General features: G+C 34.6%; 17 protein-coding genes and 1 pseudogene. All 18 read left to right on the top strand.

Features of this window, described 5'->3' with window-relative positions; translation table 11 throughout:
* Positions 1 to 90: 90 nt before the first annotated feature.
* A pseudogene (locus ACED25_RS21395) lies at positions 91 to 330 on the top strand (helix-turn-helix domain-containing protein); the annotation flags it as partial.
* Positions 331 to 360: 30 nt separating this feature from the next.
* Entirely contained in the window at positions 361 to 567 is a 207-nt protein-coding gene (locus ACED25_RS21390; protein ID WP_371696057.1) for a hypothetical protein, read from the top strand.
* Between the two features lie 382 nt (positions 568 to 949).
* Positions 950 to 1,420, top strand: a complete 471-nt coding sequence (locus tag ACED25_RS21385) for a GDP-mannose mannosyl hydrolase (RefSeq protein WP_371696055.1) — start codon at positions 950 to 952, stop codon at positions 1,418 to 1,420.
* Between the two features lie 37 nt (positions 1,421 to 1,457).
* On the top strand, positions 1,458 to 2,870 hold the full coding sequence (locus tag ACED25_RS21380) for a mannose-1-phosphate guanylyltransferase/mannose-6-phosphate isomerase (RefSeq protein WP_371696053.1): 1,413 nt from the start codon (positions 1,458 to 1,460) through the stop codon (positions 2,868 to 2,870).
* Between the two features lie 8 nt (positions 2,871 to 2,878).
* A complete protein-coding gene (locus ACED25_RS21375) occupies positions 2,879 to 4,306 on the top strand; it encodes a phosphomannomutase (RefSeq protein ID WP_371696052.1) in 1,428 nt (475 codons plus the stop codon).
* A 38-nt stretch (positions 4,307 to 4,344) separates the two neighbouring features.
* Entirely contained in the window at positions 4,345 to 5,472 is a 1,128-nt protein-coding gene (gene gmd, locus ACED25_RS21370) for a GDP-mannose 4,6-dehydratase (protein WP_371696050.1), read from the top strand.
* Between the two features lie 157 nt (positions 5,473 to 5,629).
* Positions 5,630 to 6,604 carry a GDP-L-fucose synthase family protein gene (locus ACED25_RS21365; protein ID WP_371696049.1) on the top strand — a complete coding sequence of 325 codons (975 nt, stop codon included), beginning with the start codon at positions 5,630 to 5,632 and terminating at the stop codon, positions 6,602 to 6,604.
* 262 nt (positions 6,605 to 6,866) lie between these two features.
* Complete coding sequence (locus tag ACED25_RS21360; protein ID WP_371696056.1) at positions 6,867 to 8,183, top strand: lipopolysaccharide biosynthesis protein; 1,317 nt, start codon at positions 6,867 to 6,869, stop codon at positions 8,181 to 8,183.
* A 23-nt stretch (positions 8,184 to 8,206) separates the two neighbouring features.
* Positions 8,207 to 8,956, top strand: a complete 750-nt coding sequence (locus tag ACED25_RS21355) for a glycosyltransferase family 2 protein (protein WP_371696047.1) — start codon at positions 8,207 to 8,209, stop codon at positions 8,954 to 8,956.
* 8 nt (positions 8,957 to 8,964) lie between these two features.
* Positions 8,965 to 9,996: an EpsG family protein gene (locus ACED25_RS21350; RefSeq protein ID WP_371696046.1), complete on the top strand. Its 1,032-nt coding sequence runs from the start codon at positions 8,965 to 8,967 to the stop codon at positions 9,994 to 9,996.
* 483 nt (positions 9,997 to 10,479) lie between these two features.
* Positions 10,480 to 11,574 carry a dTDP-glucose 4,6-dehydratase gene (gene rfbB / locus ACED25_RS21345; RefSeq protein ID WP_371696044.1) on the top strand — a complete coding sequence of 365 codons (1,095 nt, stop codon included), beginning with the start codon at positions 10,480 to 10,482 and terminating at the stop codon, positions 11,572 to 11,574.
* Positions 11,574 to 12,473, top strand: coding sequence for a glucose-1-phosphate thymidylyltransferase RfbA (rfbA, locus tag ACED25_RS21340; protein WP_371696043.1), 900 nt, complete (start codon positions 11,574 to 11,576; stop codon positions 12,471 to 12,473). Before rfbB ends, rfbA begins: the two co-directional genes overlap by 1 nt.
* Positions 12,473 to 13,030 (top strand): dTDP-4-dehydrorhamnose 3,5-epimerase, encoded by a 558-nt coding sequence (rfbC, locus tag ACED25_RS21335; RefSeq protein WP_371696041.1) that lies wholly within the window; start codon positions 12,473 to 12,475, stop codon positions 13,028 to 13,030. The genes rfbA and rfbC overlap by 1 nt, the downstream gene beginning before the upstream one ends.
* A gap of 2 nt (positions 13,031 to 13,032) precedes the next feature.
* Entirely contained in the window at positions 13,033 to 13,848 is an 816-nt protein-coding gene (locus ACED25_RS21330) for an NAD-dependent epimerase/dehydratase family protein (protein ID WP_371696039.1), read from the top strand.
* Positions 13,849 to 13,952: 104 nt separating this feature from the next.
* A complete protein-coding gene (locus ACED25_RS21325; protein ID WP_371696037.1) occupies positions 13,953 to 15,032 on the top strand; it encodes a glycosyltransferase in 1,080 nt (359 codons plus the stop codon).
* The gene (locus ACED25_RS21320) at positions 15,033 to 15,869 is read left to right on the top strand and encodes a glycosyltransferase family 2 protein (RefSeq protein WP_371696036.1); all 837 of its coding nucleotides are present in this window, start codon (positions 15,033 to 15,035) and stop codon (positions 15,867 to 15,869) included.
* The gene (locus ACED25_RS21315) at positions 15,856 to 16,437 is read left to right on the top strand and encodes an acyltransferase (protein WP_371696035.1); all 582 of its coding nucleotides are present in this window, start codon (positions 15,856 to 15,858) and stop codon (positions 16,435 to 16,437) included. The genes ACED25_RS21320 and ACED25_RS21315 overlap by 14 nt, the downstream gene beginning before the upstream one ends.
* 92 nt (positions 16,438 to 16,529) lie before the next feature.
* Positions 16,530 to 17,531, top strand: a complete 1,002-nt coding sequence (locus ACED25_RS21310; protein WP_371696033.1) for a lipopolysaccharide biosynthesis protein — start codon at positions 16,530 to 16,532, stop codon at positions 17,529 to 17,531.
* The last annotated feature ends 97 nt before the right edge of the window (positions 17,532 to 17,628 follow it).

The raw sequence follows: 17,628 nt of genomic DNA, 5'->3' as shown, positions 1-17,628 counted from the left end.
TTGTTTTATAACGAGGTTTAGGCATAGGGCTACGAGAGGGAGTGAATGTAGCTGAGCAGATCGTAGGTTCTGGATTTAGTTCCACTGAATTACGCAACAAAGACACGCACCTACCCAAAGTTAGATGTGCTGCAAGAACTGAATGCCATGCAAGCGTGACTGTACATCACCCCTGATAAGCGCAAACCCTTTGAGCACATTGGCCACTTTGTGGATGGATGGCTAAGAAGAAGCACCCAAGCCAAGGAGAAGCAGAGCTCATCATCATTTTTCCATCAAACAAGAGCGGCTAAGCAAGCAAAAGCAGTTAAGCAAACACAAGCGGCGAAACCTCAATAAAAGCGAAATCAATAAAAGCAGATGCGCTCTCAACGGCTTCAAACCAAGCGTAGCCAATCAAAAGCAATCAAGCCGAAAGCAAACCACAATAACCCAAGCTTCGTCTCGCTGTACCGTAACGGCAATATTTTCATTGACATAGAAAAACGCTACTGCGATGCAGCACAAGAAAACAGCTACCACATAGGAACCCAGCACCTGCAGAAGTACAATGTCACCGGTGGTTAAATGCGTGGCAACTGTCTGACTAATAAGGGGAAATTATACACTGGTTAATGTGCGTCTGTTTTGCTAAAATTCTCACTAATTAGAACCGTGTAAAACCCCTTAGAAAGTGGTTTTACCTTGCCTTTAGGAGCCAAACCTAAGGGCGGTAGCGTACCTAAATGCGAGTGGCTAGCAAGTTATATGGTAAACCTAAAGGTTGAAAGTGTTTTTGGCGACCTATTGGGGCGGTTTTTAAAAAGTCAGTAAAATCTAGGTTTTATAAGGGATTGTCCCAAAATAGACTGTCTCAAAATGAATAAAAAGTGTCTCAGTGGTGTAGGTAAACTGAGATTGACCAATACATAACTATGTTATGCAATAAACATCGGCCGGTGGAATAGACATGCTTCCCCTAGATACATTTAAGACCATCATCGAGTCAACCCCACTTATTTCAATAGACCTTATCGTACGTAATAGCGAAGATAAAGTCTTACTTGGAAAGCGCCTAAACCGTCCAGCTCAAGGGTCTTGGTTTGTACCTGGTGGACGGATTTTAAAAGATGAGTCCTTTGCCTCAGCGTTTAATCGTCTCATTAAAGATGAATTAGGTTTGGATTGCGCTGAATCAAAGTTCAAAGGCATATATCAGCATTTTTATGATGATAACTTTTCTGAAGGTGACTTTACAACGCATTATGTAGTCTTGGCTTATGAAATCAATATAGTTGAAGATCTATCAAGTTTACCGTTAGAACAGCACTCATCGTATCAATGGTTTTCAGAATATGAGCTAGAAAATAACTCGCAAATCCATAACCATACTAAATGGTATTTTCAAGACAGCAAACAAGCTGATTTTGACATCAGTTAAATAAATGCCACATTAAAATAAGGATTAGGAATTCAATATGATCACCCCTGTAATTATGGCTGGCGGTACCGGGTCTCGTTTATGGCCACTTTCTCGTGAACTTTATCCTAAACAATTTTTGAGTGTGACTGGTGATATGTCGATGTTGCAGCAAACGGTAGCTCGACTTTCTAATCTTGAACATTCAGCCCCCATTCTCATATGTAATGAAGATCATCGTTTTATTGCAGCAGAACAAATGCGTTTAGGTGGATTTGAACATGGTGGTATTATCTTAGAGCCAGTAGGTCGAAATACTGCGCCAGCAATAGCACTTGCTGCGCTACAAGCAATAAATACGGCAGATGTCGGTGACGAACCATTATTACTTGTATTAGCTGCTGACCATATTATAGAAAATGAATTAGCGTTTGTTAATTCAGTTGAAAAAGCCTTATCATTTGCACTAAATGACAAATTAGTCACTTTGGGTATTGTACCTAATGCACCAGAAACTGGTTACGGGTATATCAAAGCTGGCAAACAAGATAGCGATGCGTTTTCAGTAAGCGAGTTTGTTGAAAAACCTGATTTAGTAACAGCTCAAAGCTATTTAGAGACAAATGAATATTACTGGAATAGTGGTATGTTTATCTTTAAAGCAAGTCGTTATCTTGAAGAGCTAGCTAAACTCGAACCTGAAATACTTGAGATATGTAAAAAAGCGATCGCAGCTCCTTCACAAGATGTTGAGTTTACACGTGTTGATCCCGCTATATTTGAAACTTGTCCAGATAAATCTATCGACTATGCTGTGATGGAAAAAACAGATTCGGCAATGGTCGTGCCTATGGATGCAGGTTGGAGTGATGTTGGTTCATTCTCTGCATTATGGGATGTATCAGAGAAGGATGAACACCAAAATGTAATTAAAGGCGACGTAATTACGGTTGAGTCAACTAATAATTACATTTTTGCAGAAAATAAGTTGGTGTCAACAGTTGGTGTAGATAATTTAGTTGTGATTGAAACCAAAGATGCAATATTAGTAGCAGATAAAGATAAAGTACAAGACGTTAAAGAGATAGTGAATAAATTAAAAGAAGCGGGTCGAACAGAGCAACAAATACATCGTGAGGTTTACCGACCTTGGGGTAAATATGATGCTATTGATTCTGGTGTCAGAGACCAAGTAAAACGTATTACAGTACAGCCAGGTGAAAAGCTGTCTATTCAAAAACATTATCATCGTTCAGAGCATTGGATTGTTGTATCAGGCACGGCAAGTGTACTTAATGGTGATAAAACTATTGTTGTTACAGAAAATGAATCAACTTATATTCCTTTAGGTACTATTCATGCACTAGAAAATCCTGGGAAAATTCCATTAGAAATGATTGAAGTTCAAACAGGTAGCTATCTTGGTGAAGATGATATTGTCCGTTTTGAAGACCGATACGGCAGAAGCTAAGGGAAAGTATGTCAATTAATTTAATCAGTTCAACCGTAATTAAAGAGAGTGGTGTTGCTTTTGGTACAAGTGGTGCCCGTGGTCTAGTTACTCAGTTTACAGGAAATGTATGCGGTGCATTTAGTGCGGCTTTTGTTACAGCAATAAAATCAAACTTCGAATTTAAACAAATTGCCATTGCAATTGATAACCGGCCAAGCAGTTATGTAATGGCACAAGCTTGTGCATCAGTTTTAACGCAGTTAGATATTGAAGTTATCTATTATGGTGTTGTGCCTACACCCGCATTGGCTTATGTATCTCGAGAAGATGCAATTCCTGCAATTATGGTTACTGGAAGCCACATTCCATTTGATAGAAATGGTCTCAAATTTTATCGTCCAGATGGTGAAATTAGTAAGCTTGATGAAGAAGCTATTTTAAACGCAGTAGTTGCGTTTACAGATATTTCAGAATTACCTGAGTTGACAGTAAGTAATAAAGCAGCTGAAGATTATATTGAGCGTTATACGTCTTTGTTTGATACCCCCTGGTTAAATGGTAAGCGTATTGGTATCTATGAACATTCAAGTGCAGGGCGTGATCTTTACTACAAAATATTTGAAGCGTTTGGTGCAGAAGTCATTAGCTTAGATCGTAGTGATCAATTTGTGCCCATTGATACAGAAGCGGTTTCAAAAGAAGATACGTTAAAAGCAATTAACTGGTCTAAAGAATACAACCTCGATCTGATATTCTCAACCGATGGCGATGGAGATCGCCCTTTAGTTTCGGATGAAAATGGCAACTGGTTACGAGGTGACATTTTAGGTCTATTAACGTCTGATGCATTAAGCATCGAAGCATTAGCAATACCTGTCAGTTGTAATACTTCTGCTGAATTATGTAAGCATTTCTCCCATGTTGAAAGAACCAAAATAGGCTCACCTTATGTCATTGCTGAGTTTGCTAATTTAGCTATGAAATACGGTTCTGTTGCAGGTTTTGAAGCAAATGGTGGTTATCTTCTTGGAAGTGACGTTGAACTAAATGACCAACCATTAAAGGCGCTACCAACAAGAGATGCGGTGCTTCCAGTGATTATGCTTTTGATGGCAGCACAAAACACGTTAATTTCAGCGTTAGTAAAAGAATTACCACAGCGTTTTACTCATAGTGATCGTATTCAAAATTTCGCAACAGAAAAAAGCCAAGCCTTAATTGCGAAAGGCAAAGTAGCGCCACAAGAACTTCTTAAGCTAATTGGTATAGAGAATGCGGAAGTTGATAAAATTGATACAACGGATGGATTGAGATTAACGCTAGATAATAAGAATATTATACATTTACGTCCTTCAGGGAATGCGCCTGAATTGCGTTGCTATGCAGAGGCTGATGTTTTTGAATCTGCATTCCAATATGTTGTAAACACACTAAATAAAATCCAATCCCTGTAATGCAGGTTTAATATAAATAAATTAAGAGACAATAAATAATGGGAAAAAATAAAGTTGCATTAATTACAGGTGTAACAGGCCAAGATGGTTCTTACCTAGCTGAGTTTTTATTAGAAAAAGGCTATGAAGTTCACGGTATTAAACGTCGTGCGTCTTCATTAAATACAGAGCGTGTAGATCATATTTATCAAGATAATCACGAAAAAAATCAAAAGTTCTTTCTTCATTACGGCGATCTGACTGATTCATCGAACCTAACGCGTATTATCAAAGATGTGCAGCCTGATGAAGTGTACAATCTAGGTGCACAGTCTCACGTTGCTGTTTCTTTTGAATGCCCTGAATATACTGCTGATGTTGATGCAATGGGGACACTTCGTTTACTTGAAGCGATTCGTTTCTTGGGGCTAGAAAAGACAACTAAATTCTATCAAGCGTCTACGTCTGAATTATACGGTGAAGTACAAGAGATTCCACAGAAAGAAACAACCCCATTCCACCCTCGCTCTCCTTATGCAGTAGCTAAAATGTATGCCTATTGGATTGTTGTAAACTATCGGGAATCTTACGGAATGTACGCATGTAATGGTATTTTATTCAACCATGAGTCTCCTCGTCGTGGTGAAACATTTGTTACACGTAAAATTACCCGTGCAATTGCTAATATCTCCCAAGGCTTAGAGCCTTGTTTATATCTAGGTAATATGGATGCATTACGTGATTGGGGACATGCAAAAGATTACGTTCGCATGCAGTGGATGATGTTACAACAAGATGTGGCTGATGACTTTGTTATTGCGACGGGTAAGCAGATTAGTGTTCGTGAATTTGTAAAATTATCAGCAAAAGAAGCCGGTATTGAACTTGAATTTTCTGGTGAAGGTATTAACGAAATAGCGACAGTCAAATCTATCACGGGAAATAATGCACAAGCTTTGAATGTGGGTGATGTTATTGTTAAGGTTGATCCTCGTTACTTCCGTCCAGCAGAAGTTGAAACCTTACTTGGTGATCCATCAAAAGCGAAAGAGAAACTGGGCTGGGTCCCTCAGATCACTGTAGAAGAAATGTGTGCTGAAATGGTAGAAAATGATCTGAATAAAGCAAAGCAGCACGCAATTCTAAAAAACCATGGCTACAACATCGCAATAACTGTTGAAAGCTAGTCTATTCACAAAGAAATAATAAGGTGTAATTCTTAAAAGAGAAGAAACATATAACTGATTATGATTGTTAAGTTTTCTAAAATATTTAAGTATTTTGACCTTCTCATTTTTCTCTTTGTGAGATAATTTTTTAAAGGCGTTATTGGTTAAGGTTTATATGAATAATAAACAAAGAGTATTTATAGCTGGTCACAACGGCATGGTTGGCTCTGCTATCGTTCGTCAACTAAATAATGATAAAAATATAGAAATAATCACTCGTTCACGTAAAGAGTTGGATTTAACTAATCAACAAGCGGTTCTAGCTTTTTTTCAAACAGAAAAAATAGATCAAGTATATTTAGCAGCAGCAAAAGTTGGTGGTATCGTAGCAAATAATACCTATCCGGCTAACTTCATTTATGAAAATATAATGATCCAATGTAATATTATACATAGTGCCCATTTAGCTGATATCCAACAATTACTCTTTTTAGGCTCTTCATGTATTTATCCTAAATTAGCCGAACAGCCGATGAAAGAGAGTGCTTTGTTAACAGGTACATTGGAAGAGACAAATGAACCTTATGCTGTCGCAAAAATTGCAGGTATTAAACTTTGCGAAAGTTATAATCGTCAATATGGGCGAGATTATAGATGTGTGATGCCAACAAATTTATATGGTCCTTTTGATAATTTTCATCCTGTAAATAGTCATGTTATTCCAGCCCTATTGCGTCGTTTTCATGAAGCAAAGTTAAATGGAGACAAAGAAGTGATTGCATGGGGAAGTGGCAATCCGATGCGTGAGTTTTTGTATGTTGATGATATGGCAAGCGCTTCTATCCATGTTATGGATCTTGATAAAAGAACATATGATGAAAATACAGAGCCGATGTTAAGTCATATTAATGTAGGTACTGGAATTGACTGTACTATTCGAGAGTTAGTGGAGACGGTTTCGCAAGTTGTTGGTTTTAAGGGGATAATTAATTTTGACGCTACGAAGCCTGATGGAGCTCCGAGAAAGTTGATGAATGTTGACCGACTTAAGTCATTAGGTTGGGAATATTCTATTGATTTAGAAAGTGGATTGGATCTTACTTATAAATGGTTCTTAGAAAAAAAATATTTAAATGAATATGACATATAGGACTCCCTAAATGTATATGAACTTTATAAACTGGTGGGTTTAAAAGGAACTGCATCTTAAAAATTCACTTAACATTGACTTTAGATAGAATTATCTGGTATTTGGCTGTGATTTGAGATTTTAGAAATACATGTTTTAGCCCTGAGGAGTTGGCGGAATAACACCGACACAACGGCTAGTGTTAGGCACTAAAAATACCGCTACTTTTAATATCAATTAAAAATGAGGGGATCATCTAACAACCTAAAAAAGGAGACTTAAAATTAAAAATCTAATAGATAGAGGAGCTGTTTTTAAAAAAAACATTATTAGGGGCTCACTGTTTAAAGTAATTGGAATCGCTTTAGGTTATATAAGTATTCCTGTTACTCTTGATTTTTTGGGTGTGAAAAATTTTGGTGTATGGATAAGCATTTTTTCAGTACTATCATGGATTTATACATTTGACTTAGGCATTGGAAACGGCTTAAAAATCAAACTATCTGAAGCTCTTGCTACTGGGGATAAAGGGCTAGCAAAAAAATACATATCGACATCATATACACTTATCTCTGGAATTAGTTTGTTATTTTTAATTATAGGAGTTTCTGGGACTTTTTTATTTGACTTCTCAAGTGGGTTAAACATATCTTTTTTATCAAATGATTACTTGCAAAAAGTAATAGTACTTTGCTTGGTTTTTACTTTAATTAATTTCGTGTTGGGATTGTATAAACAGATATTTTGTGCGTTACAAAAATCATTTATGAATGATTTTGTTAATGTGATATTTCAGGCTGTGGTTATACTATTACTAATTTCGTCACCGAAAGGTTCAGGAACACTTTTTTCCATAAGTACTATATTTGGGTCGGCAACATTAATTATAAGTGTTGGGTTTACATTTTATATATTTAAAAAGTATAAATCTATTCGTCCAGACTTTAAATCAATTGATTTAAGAAAAGTAAAAAATATTGGTGGGCTTGGGATGATGTTTTTTATCATTCAAGTTTCAATGATAATTATTTTGACGACGGATAATTTAATTATTACAAAGTTGTTTGGCCCAGAACACGTTACTATTTACAATATGCCACTAAAGATTTTTCAGGGCATAATTATTTTCTGGGCTGTAATTTCAACACCTATAACGCCATTATTTACTGATGCTTATATTAAAAAAGATTATTTATGGATAAATTCAGCAATTTTAAAGTTAAATAAAATATTTATTCTTGTTATTATCGTTGTTTTTTTTATTGTGTTGTTTGGAGATGAGATTTTATATTTATGGTTACGAAAAGATTTTGATTATCCTAAGTATATGTTCTTATTTTTTGGAGTGTTTGTTATATTAAGAGTCTATGGCGATTTGTATATGAGTTTTCTTAATGCAATAGGGAAGATAAAGATTCAGCTATACTTGTATTTATTCGGAGCACTTATCAATATCCCTCTTTCTATCTATTTTGGGAAAAATTTAGATCTGGGTTCTAGTGGGGTTATCTTAGCAACATGTGTTAGTTTGTTTCTTCTGGCAATTATAATGCCGATACAAGCTTATATTGAATTAAAAAAAATGAAAACTGGCTTCTGATTTATGGACGGTGATAAATCTTTATGAAAATGGAATGTGTTAACTCAAAACCTCTTATTTCTATAATAACGGTCGTATATAATGGAGATAGATATTTAGAACAGACAATTGAAAGCGTGAAAAATCAAACGTATGAGAATATTGAGTATATTGTTATTGATGGAGGGTCTACCGATAACACTATTGATATTATTAAGAATCATCAAAATGAAATAGATTATTGGGTAAGTGAAAAAGATGAAGGGTTATATGATGCATTTAATAAAGGTATTATGTTAAGCAAGGGAAGTTATGTTGGTATAATAAGCTCGGACGACTGGTTGCACGATAACGCTATCGAAAAAATGGTTGGCTCTATAAGAAAAAACAAAGCCGATGTTTATTATGCAAACTTAGACTTGATTAAAGATGATCTCTCTGTAATAAACGTTACCGCCCCTGAGAGTGTTAGCGGAATTAAGAAAAAAATGACAGTTTTTCATCCTGCGACATTGATTAAAAAAAGTACATATAAAGAATTTGGTTTGTATGACAAGTCATTCAAAATAGCGGCTGATTATGATCTTCTTTTGAGGTACTACGTAAATGGTGTGAAGTTTCAGAGAGTAGATTTCACAATGGCCAGCTTCAGAGAAGGAGGAGTGAGCTCTTACTTTAGTTGGAACAATCTAATGGAAAACATTCGAGCTAGGAAAAACAATAATTGTAGAGGGGTTAATTTTAAGGAAGTAGTAATATATGTATATTTTAGGGTTAAGAGATTATTTAAATGAATTTGTATGTGCTCACTATTTTTAACATAAGCATGATTTTTTTATTGTTATCTGGTTTATGTTTGAATGCATACAATATAAAGCTTAACAAAACTTGGATTACAATTCATTCTTTATCAGTTGCTGCGTTTCTAGCTAGTTTTAAAAATATCACATATGGTGATTCAATATCTTATTATAATCATTATATGTATGATTATGATGTGGTTTCATTTGAGCCACTTTATTCTTTTATTGTAGATTGTTTTCGATTTTTTTATCCTACTACACCTATATACCTATTCTTTTTTATTGCGTTCAGCACCGTGTTTATTTTGGATCTTGCAATAAAAAGAATTGTTGGTTTTAAAAAAGGTATATTTATATCAATTCTTTTTGGCATGACATTCTCTTTTTACTATCTTTTGTTTGAAACTATAAGAGATGGACTGGGTTTTTCATTGCTCATACTCTCGATTTCTTTTTTAGTTGAAGATAAAAAAGGAAGTGAAAGTAAGTTCTATATAATATTATTATGTGCAATACTTTGTCATTATAGCTATATAATGTTTGCTCTATTACCCATTATGATAAGAATGAAGCCAGTAAAGTTGATGCCTATATTTTTAATATTAGCAGCAATGTCAAGTATTGTGCTATTCCCTCTAGCAAAACTACTGATAAGTGATGGTATAATACTTCAAAAATTACTTTATTATGAAATTTATACAAATGCTTCCAATACCTTGCTATTAAGAAGTTTTTTATTTATCATGATTCTACCTTTAGTGTTGAAGTATAGCCCTTGTAAAAATTATGCTTACGTTTATTGTTATTATTGTATGCTTTTGCTTACTTTTTTACCGTTCGACGAAGTATTAAGAAGGTTGTTATTTAAGGGGCCTGTTTTAATATTAATTCCTATCTGTATGTTTTTATTTAGAGATAAAAATAAAGGTTATTTAATTTGTTTCTTTGTGATGGCTTTTTTATATTTTAATTTGTTTTTAATTTACTACCGAGCTATGTATGGACTGCTGGATTACACTCCAGTATGGTAGAGTTCTTCCTAAATTAGATAATTATACCATCACCCACTATATGATAAGTTAATTTCATCTAAATACTTAGAACTATGGCCAAGCCTCGCTACAAGAAACAATTGGAAGTAATATAACGAAGTTTTAATCAATAACGAACTAGACTATCGATATAACCTTACCAGTAAAAGCTTCTATCGGGCTCAGATAATCCAGTATTTTCTGGCTTGGCCGAATATGAACCAAAAGTAAACACATGAGTAAAGCAGTTGTTAATCTTACGTACTTGGATTATTTAAATAAGTCAATCTAGGTATTTTCTTTTTCTTGAAATCATCAATGTCTGATTAAAATCAGTCACTATAATCACTGGTATGGAAAATACTAGGTTAATTTAGCAATTAACTGGGTATTCACTCATGTGCAGGTCCTACTCGCAGTAATGGTGTGTCTGGATTTTTTGTCAAATAAATCTTATTAAAATTTTTTAAGGTAGGCTTAATAGTGAAAATATTAATTACAGGTGGCGCAGGATTTATTGGTTCAGCCGTAATTCGCCATATTATTAGCAACACACAAGACCTAGTCATTAATGTAGACAAATTAACCTATGCAGGAAATCTAGAATCACTTCCTGAGGTTGATTCTCATGAGCGCTATGCTTTTGAGCAAGTAGATATCTGTAACCGCGGTGAGCTAGATCGCATATTTACTGAACATAAACCTGATGCTGTTATGCACCTTGCTGCTGAATCACACGTCGACCGTTCTATTGATGGCCCTGCGGTGTTCATCGAAAGCAATATTGTAGGTACGTATAATTTGCTCGAAGCAGCTCGTGCTTATTGGAATACATTGTCGGACGATAAAAAACAGGAGTTTCGTTTTCACCATATTTCAACCGATGAGGTGTATGGTGATTTAGAAGGTACCGATGATTTGTTTACTGAGAAGACATCTTACGCGCCATCGAGTCCATATTCAGCGTCAAAAGCATCTTCTGACCACTTAGTTCGCGCTTGGTTACATACCTATGGTTTACCAGCTATAGTAACTAATTGTTCAAATAACTATGGTCCTTACCATTTTCCTGAAAAACTCATTCCATTGATGATTTTAAATGCTTTAGACGGTAAATCATTGCCTGTTTATGGAAATGGCATGCAAATTCGCGATTGGCTGTTTGTTGAAGATCATGCACGAGCTTTATATAAAGTTGTGACTGAAGGTGTAGTAGGTGAAACTTACAATATAGGTGGCTATAACGAGAAAACGAATATTGAAGTAGTTAATAGCATTTGCTTATTACTTGAAGAATTAGTACCGGATAAGCCAGAAGGCATTAATCAATACTGTGATTTAATTACTTATGTTACAGACCGTCCTGGTCATGATGTTCGTTATGCGATTGATGCATCCAAGATTGGGCGTGAATTAGGTTGGAAGCCAGAAGAAACGTTTGAATCTGGTATTCGCAAAACGGTTGAATGGTATTTAGATAATAAATCATGGTGGTTACGCGTATTAGATGGTTCTTATACAGGTGAGCGTTTGGGCATTTCTTCTGAACCGGTTGTAATTGAAAAGGTAGCTAAGTAATGAAAGGGATTGTTCTCGCTGGTGGTTCAGGTACACGTTTGTACCCATTAACTCGTGGTGTTTCTAAACAACTGTTGCCTATTTACGATAAACCAATGGTGTTTTATCCTATTTCTACTTTAATGCTTGCTGGTATTAAAGATATTTTAATTATTACTACGCCTGAAGATAATTTGAGTTTTAAGCGTTTGTTAGGTGACGGCTCAGATTTTGGTATTAATATTCAATATGCAATTCAGCCAACGCCTGATGGCTTAGCGCAAGCCTTTATTATCGGTGAAGAGTTCATAGGTGATGACAGTGTGTGTTTAGTGCTAGGTGATAATATTTTCTACGGTCAGTCTTTTAGTCGAACGCTATGTAATGCTGCTGAACGTGAGTATGGAGCAACAGTTTTTGGTTATCATGTGAAAGATCCAGAGCGTTTTGGTGTTGTCGAATTTGATGAAGCCTACAAAGTATTAAGTATTGAAGAAAAACCAGTAAGCCCTAAATCAAATTGGGCAGTAACTGGATTATATTTTTATGATAATCGTGTAATAAATTTTGCAAAAAAAGTAAAACCTTCCCATCGAGGGGAGTTGGAGATTACATCTATAAATGAGATGTATTTAAATGATGATTCATTGAATGTTGAGTTGCTAGGTCGTGGCTTTGCATGGCTTGATACGGGGACACATGAGAGTCTTCATGAAGCGTCTTCATTTGTACAAACCATTGAGAATGTACAAGGATTAAAAGTTGCCTGCCTTGAAGAAATTGCATGGTCGCAGGGATGGTTAAGTGATGGGAAACTTTATAATATTGCAAAATCAATGCTTAAAAATGACTACGGTAAATATTTAGCATCATTGCTTGATAATAAAACATTACGAAATTCATTGCAGGTGAATAAATAATGGAAGTAATTACAACTAAGTTAGCTAATTGTATAATCATTAAGCCGAAAATATTTGGTGATGAAAGAGGCTTTTTCTTAGAGACGTTCCATAGCCAACGTTATCAAGAAGTAGCAGGTATTAAAGAGCAATTTGTGCAAGATAATCGTTCAAGATCATCAAAAGGTGTTCTCCGTGGGTTACATTTTCAAAAAACTAAGCCCCAAGGGAAATTAGTTACAGTAACTTCGGGTGAAGTGTTTGATGTCGCTGTTGATCTACGTCCAAAATCAGACACGTTTGGTCAATATGAATCGGTGTTATTAACTGGAGAAAATAAAATTCAGTTTTATATACCACCAGGTTTTGCTCATGGATTCGTTGTACTAAGTGATATAGCAGATTTTCAATATAAATGCACTGACTACTATGATCCTAGTGATGAAAGCGGCTTATTGTGGAGTGATCCTGGTATTGATATTCAATGGCCTGTAATTAATCCTCTTTTATCTGAGAAAGACAAGATTCAACCATTATTGAGCGAAATCGAAGATAGAATAAAACAAGGATGGCAATAGAAATGAGTAAATTTACTGTTTTTGGTGGGCGTGGATTTATTGGTTCGGAATTTGTAAAAGAACTTAAAACTCAAAGTAATGAAGTTTTTATACCTGAAAGGGGAAATACAAGTATTTATGATGTTGATTTAGGTACGGTAATTTATTGCGCAGGATATGGTGATTGTGAGAAAGATCCTTTCAATGTTTTAACTGCAAATCTTGTTTTACTTAGCTCATTATTACAGAACGCAAAATTTGATAATCTAGTTTATATATCATCTACAAGAGTATATATGAATCAGGAATTATCTTGTGAAGATAATGATCTTAAAATAACTCAGGATGATGAAAGGAAATTATTTAACCTAACTAAGCTTGCTGCAGAAGAGTTATGTTTAAAAAGTGGTCGTGATTGTTTAATTATCCGTCCTAGTAATGTTTATGGTTTGGCTTTAAATAGCACACTGTTTTTACCATCAATAATAAGAAATGCCATTAATAAGTCACAAGTTGATATGTATATATCTCCATCTTATGCAAAAGATTATGTATCAGTATCAGATGTAGTCGAAAGTACATTGGCACTGCTAAAGGTTAAACCTATACCTAGAGTTGTAAATGTTGCATATGGTCAGAATGTTACAGCACAAGAAATTTCAGAGGTGCTAACTATAAATATAAATACCAAAATAAATTGGTTAAAATCGAATCTGAATTCATGTGAAATATTTCCAGAAACTGATATATCTCAATTAAAAGAGCTAATTGATTACAAACCAAGGTATGTCCTTGATGATTTAAAATTGTTAATTGATGAATTTAAAAATAAGTTATAATTGACTGAAGTATCAGGTTGAAACTCATGCATCGACCCTAGTTTTTGATTGTCAATATATGTAGGCATGCATTGTTCGTGTTGATTTTATAAATAGTAATGATAATGAAAAAAATAATTTTGTACATTAGTAGTATGAAGCCCGCTGGAGGTATTGAGCGAGTAGTCTCTACTTTAGCTAATGAGTTATGTAACAATTATGAAGTGACTTTACTTGTTAAAGATACAGGGGAATCCTTTTATCAATTAGATAGAAGGATTGAAGTATTAAGTTTAAATTGCGCTCTAGACTTAAATATGAAATCAAGAATTTCGAGAGCTTTGAGCTTGTTAGGGAATTTGTTCGTCTCGGTATACAAGTTAAGGAAGCTGTTTGAGAGATGCGATTTTGACTATATTTATGTCACAACTCCAGTGTCTTTTTGGGAGTGCTTACTAACAGGTAGATGCAACAAAAAAATTATTGCATCTGAGCATGGGGCAAGAGTTAACTATAATATCATCTATATGGCCCTTAAGGTTGGGTATAAATTTGCTCATTCATATATGATTCCAACAAAAACTGATTTTTCTTATTATATAAATAGAGGGTATCCAGCGGTTTATATACCTCATCTTCGGCCTGCATTACCTTACTCTATGAGTCATAATGATGTAAAAAAGATAGTTAATGTCGGAAGATATACGGCAGATAAACAGCAGTTAGCTTTAATTAGAATGTGGTCCGAGTTAATAAAGGAAAAAGATGACGTAAGCGATTGGGAGTTGCTTCTTGTTGGTTCCGGGGAGTTGGAAGGTGAGATTATTGCTCTCGTTGAAGAACTGGATTTATCTAACTCCGTTAAGTTAGTTCCTCCAAGGAAAGATATTGACACAATTTATTTGGATGCTTCTATTTTTGTACTGACATCAAGTAGTGAAGGTTTTGGAATGGTTGTCCTAGAGGCTTTGTCTTTTGGATTACCTGTAGTGAGTTTTGATTGTCCTTCTGGTCCGCGGGATATAATTGACGATGATCTTGATGGGATACTCGTTGACTTGAATGATTTTGAAGGTTTCAAAGTTAAACTATATTCTATAATGCGTGACAAATCATTGAGAGAAAAAATGTCTCTCCACGGATTTTCCAAAGCAAGCGTTTGGAATCAAAGTAACATTCTATCAAAGTTTAAGGGTTTATTCTAAATGATCTCTATCATCTTACCAGCGTATAACGCTTCGGAAACAATTTTAGCCACATTAGTATCCGTGAAAAATCAAGATATATCTGATGCTAAAGTAGAGTTGATAATTATAAATGACGGATCGTCTGATGATACAGAAAAATTAATAACACAGTTTATTTGTGAAAATAAACATATGGATATAACTTATATATATAAAGAAAACGGTGGGGTTTCAAGTTCTCGGAATTTAGGTATAAGAAAATCTAAATATGATTGGGTTGCTTTCATAGATTCAGATGATGTTTGGGCTGATAATAAATTATCTGAGCAGATATACATCATCAATAATTCAGGATTTAACATAGACTTTATCGGTTGTGCTAGGAATGATGAAATCCTAAGTCTTTACGGTAAGAAAATTACTAAATTGCATAAGGCTTGTTATAAAGAATTGTTGATTAAGATGTTTCCGCAAACTTCTACTGCAATGGTCAAAAAATCTGTGTTAGATAGAGTTGGTGGTTATGATGAAACTATGACTCACTCTGAAGATGGGGATTTATGGATCAGAATTTGTTTTGAATCTGATTTTTATTATATGCCAGAGTCGTTAGTCGTAACAGGTGATGAAAAGCATAATTTTGGTGAATCTGGCCTATCTGCTAATTTATTGTCTATGGAAAAAGGCGTTCAGTATACTCTCTTAAAGTTGTTTAAAAGTAAAATGATTAGTGGGCATTTTTATGTTTTCTTGAGTTTTTTTTGTTATATAAAATATGTTAGAAGATTATTTATTTCTTCTTACAATCGTAGGGTAAAAGCTAAGTCTAAAGGTTTTTTTGATGGTATATTCTAAGTTTTTTTGGGCTTTTAGATTGTTTGTTTTATCTGTTTTTTATAAAAATATAAAATTTCCAGGTTATTTGGGGAAACCTATATTTTTACTTGGTATAAAAAGCTTTCGAATAGGTCAGAGGGTTAGGATATTTCCTAATTCAAGAATGGAAGTGCATGGTGAGAATGCTTATATAAATATTAATGATAATGTTACTATAGGTCAAGGTTTTCATGCTACATCCGGTGGTGAGTTGAATATAGGTTCCGATACAGTCATCACCGGGAATGTAGTTGTAACTAATATAGATCATGACTACAAGAACATAGAGTTGTCAGTTCTTGAACAACCTAACCTCATTAGTGCGACCTCTATTGGAGAAGGGTGCTTTATTGGGTTTGGAGCAATAATACAAGCAGGTACATCTCTCGGTAAACACTGCATTGTAGGTGCTAACTCAGTCGTTCGTGGCGACTTTCCTGATTATTGTGTGATAGTCGGCAGTCCGGCTAAAATTGTAAAACGATATAATGTCGAGAATAGTTTATGGGAACGGACGAATTCTAAAGGAGAGTTTTTAAATCCTTGATCTTAGTCTATTCCAAACTTAATACTTATTTATAATGATATTTTTCGAAAGTTTTTATTAATTATGAATATGTCACATGTGATATTTACCTTATGATAAAGAATAAAAAAGTTTTACTGATAGCTCCTTCTTTCTTCGGCTACGAGAGTGATATTGTTCAAGAAATGATTGCGTTAGGTGTCGAGGTCGACTATTTTGATGAAAGGCCTTTTAAGTCTTCCATCGCTAAGATAATAAATAGGCTAGATTTTAAGTTTATTATGCGACGCTATGTTAGAAATTACTTTGAAAGCATACTAAAGCAAAGTGTTGATAAAAAATATGATTTTTTACTTGTTATATCCCCAGAAACGCTAGGAACCAGTTTTGTTAGCGAACTCAAGGCTATTAATCCGAATATTATTTCTATTTTATACATGTGGGACTCGTTTGCTAATAAAGAAAATGCAAAGAAATTATTGCCATGTTTTGATAATGTTATCTCATTCGATCCAGGTGATAAAATAATCAACACCAACATTGAGTTTCTACCTCTATTTTTTAATAATGACTTCAATGCTTGTGATAACGAATTAAGTCACGAACAGGTTTACTCTGTAGCTTTTGTTGGTACAGTGCATAGTGATAGAGTTAAATTAGTTAAACAGATTGTTAAGCAGTTCGAAGAGCTAGGCGTTAAAACATTTAGTTTTTACTATTGCCCGAGTAAGTTGTTATTTATCCTAAAAAAGCTCTTTACTAAAGAATATGATTTTATATCTTATTCCGAGGTTTCTTTCAAGGCTATGTCAAAAAGTGAAGTAAAGACTGTTTTTTTACAGTCTAACGTCGTAATTGATATTCAGCATCCTGCACAGAAGGGGTTGACGATGCGCTCGTTAGAAACGTTGGGCTTAGAAAAGAAACTTATAACGACTAACTGCGATGTTAGAAGTTATGATTTTTTTGATGAAAGAAATATTTTGGTGATTGACAGGGTTAATCCTCAAATCCCAGATGATTTTATTAGTATGAAATATGCGCCTCTTAGTAGCGAATGCCGTTCCAAGTATTCACTACGTAGTTGGATTTATTCTGTTTTGAATATAAGCTGAAGCTTGTAGTGAATCTGTACCTAACTGGCCATTAGGCTAAAAGTGGTTTTGTTGCGTAATTCGGAGGAACTAAATCAAGAACCAACGATCTGAACAG

Origin of the sequence: Vibrio sp. 1F263 (assembly GCF_041439035.1) — a bacterium.
Classification (GTDB): Bacteria; Pseudomonadota; Gammaproteobacteria; order Enterobacterales; family Vibrionaceae; genus Vibrio; species Vibrio tasmaniensis_A.
Note: the sequence above shows the minus strand (reverse complement) of the source record. Positions and strands in the feature narration are given on the sequence as shown.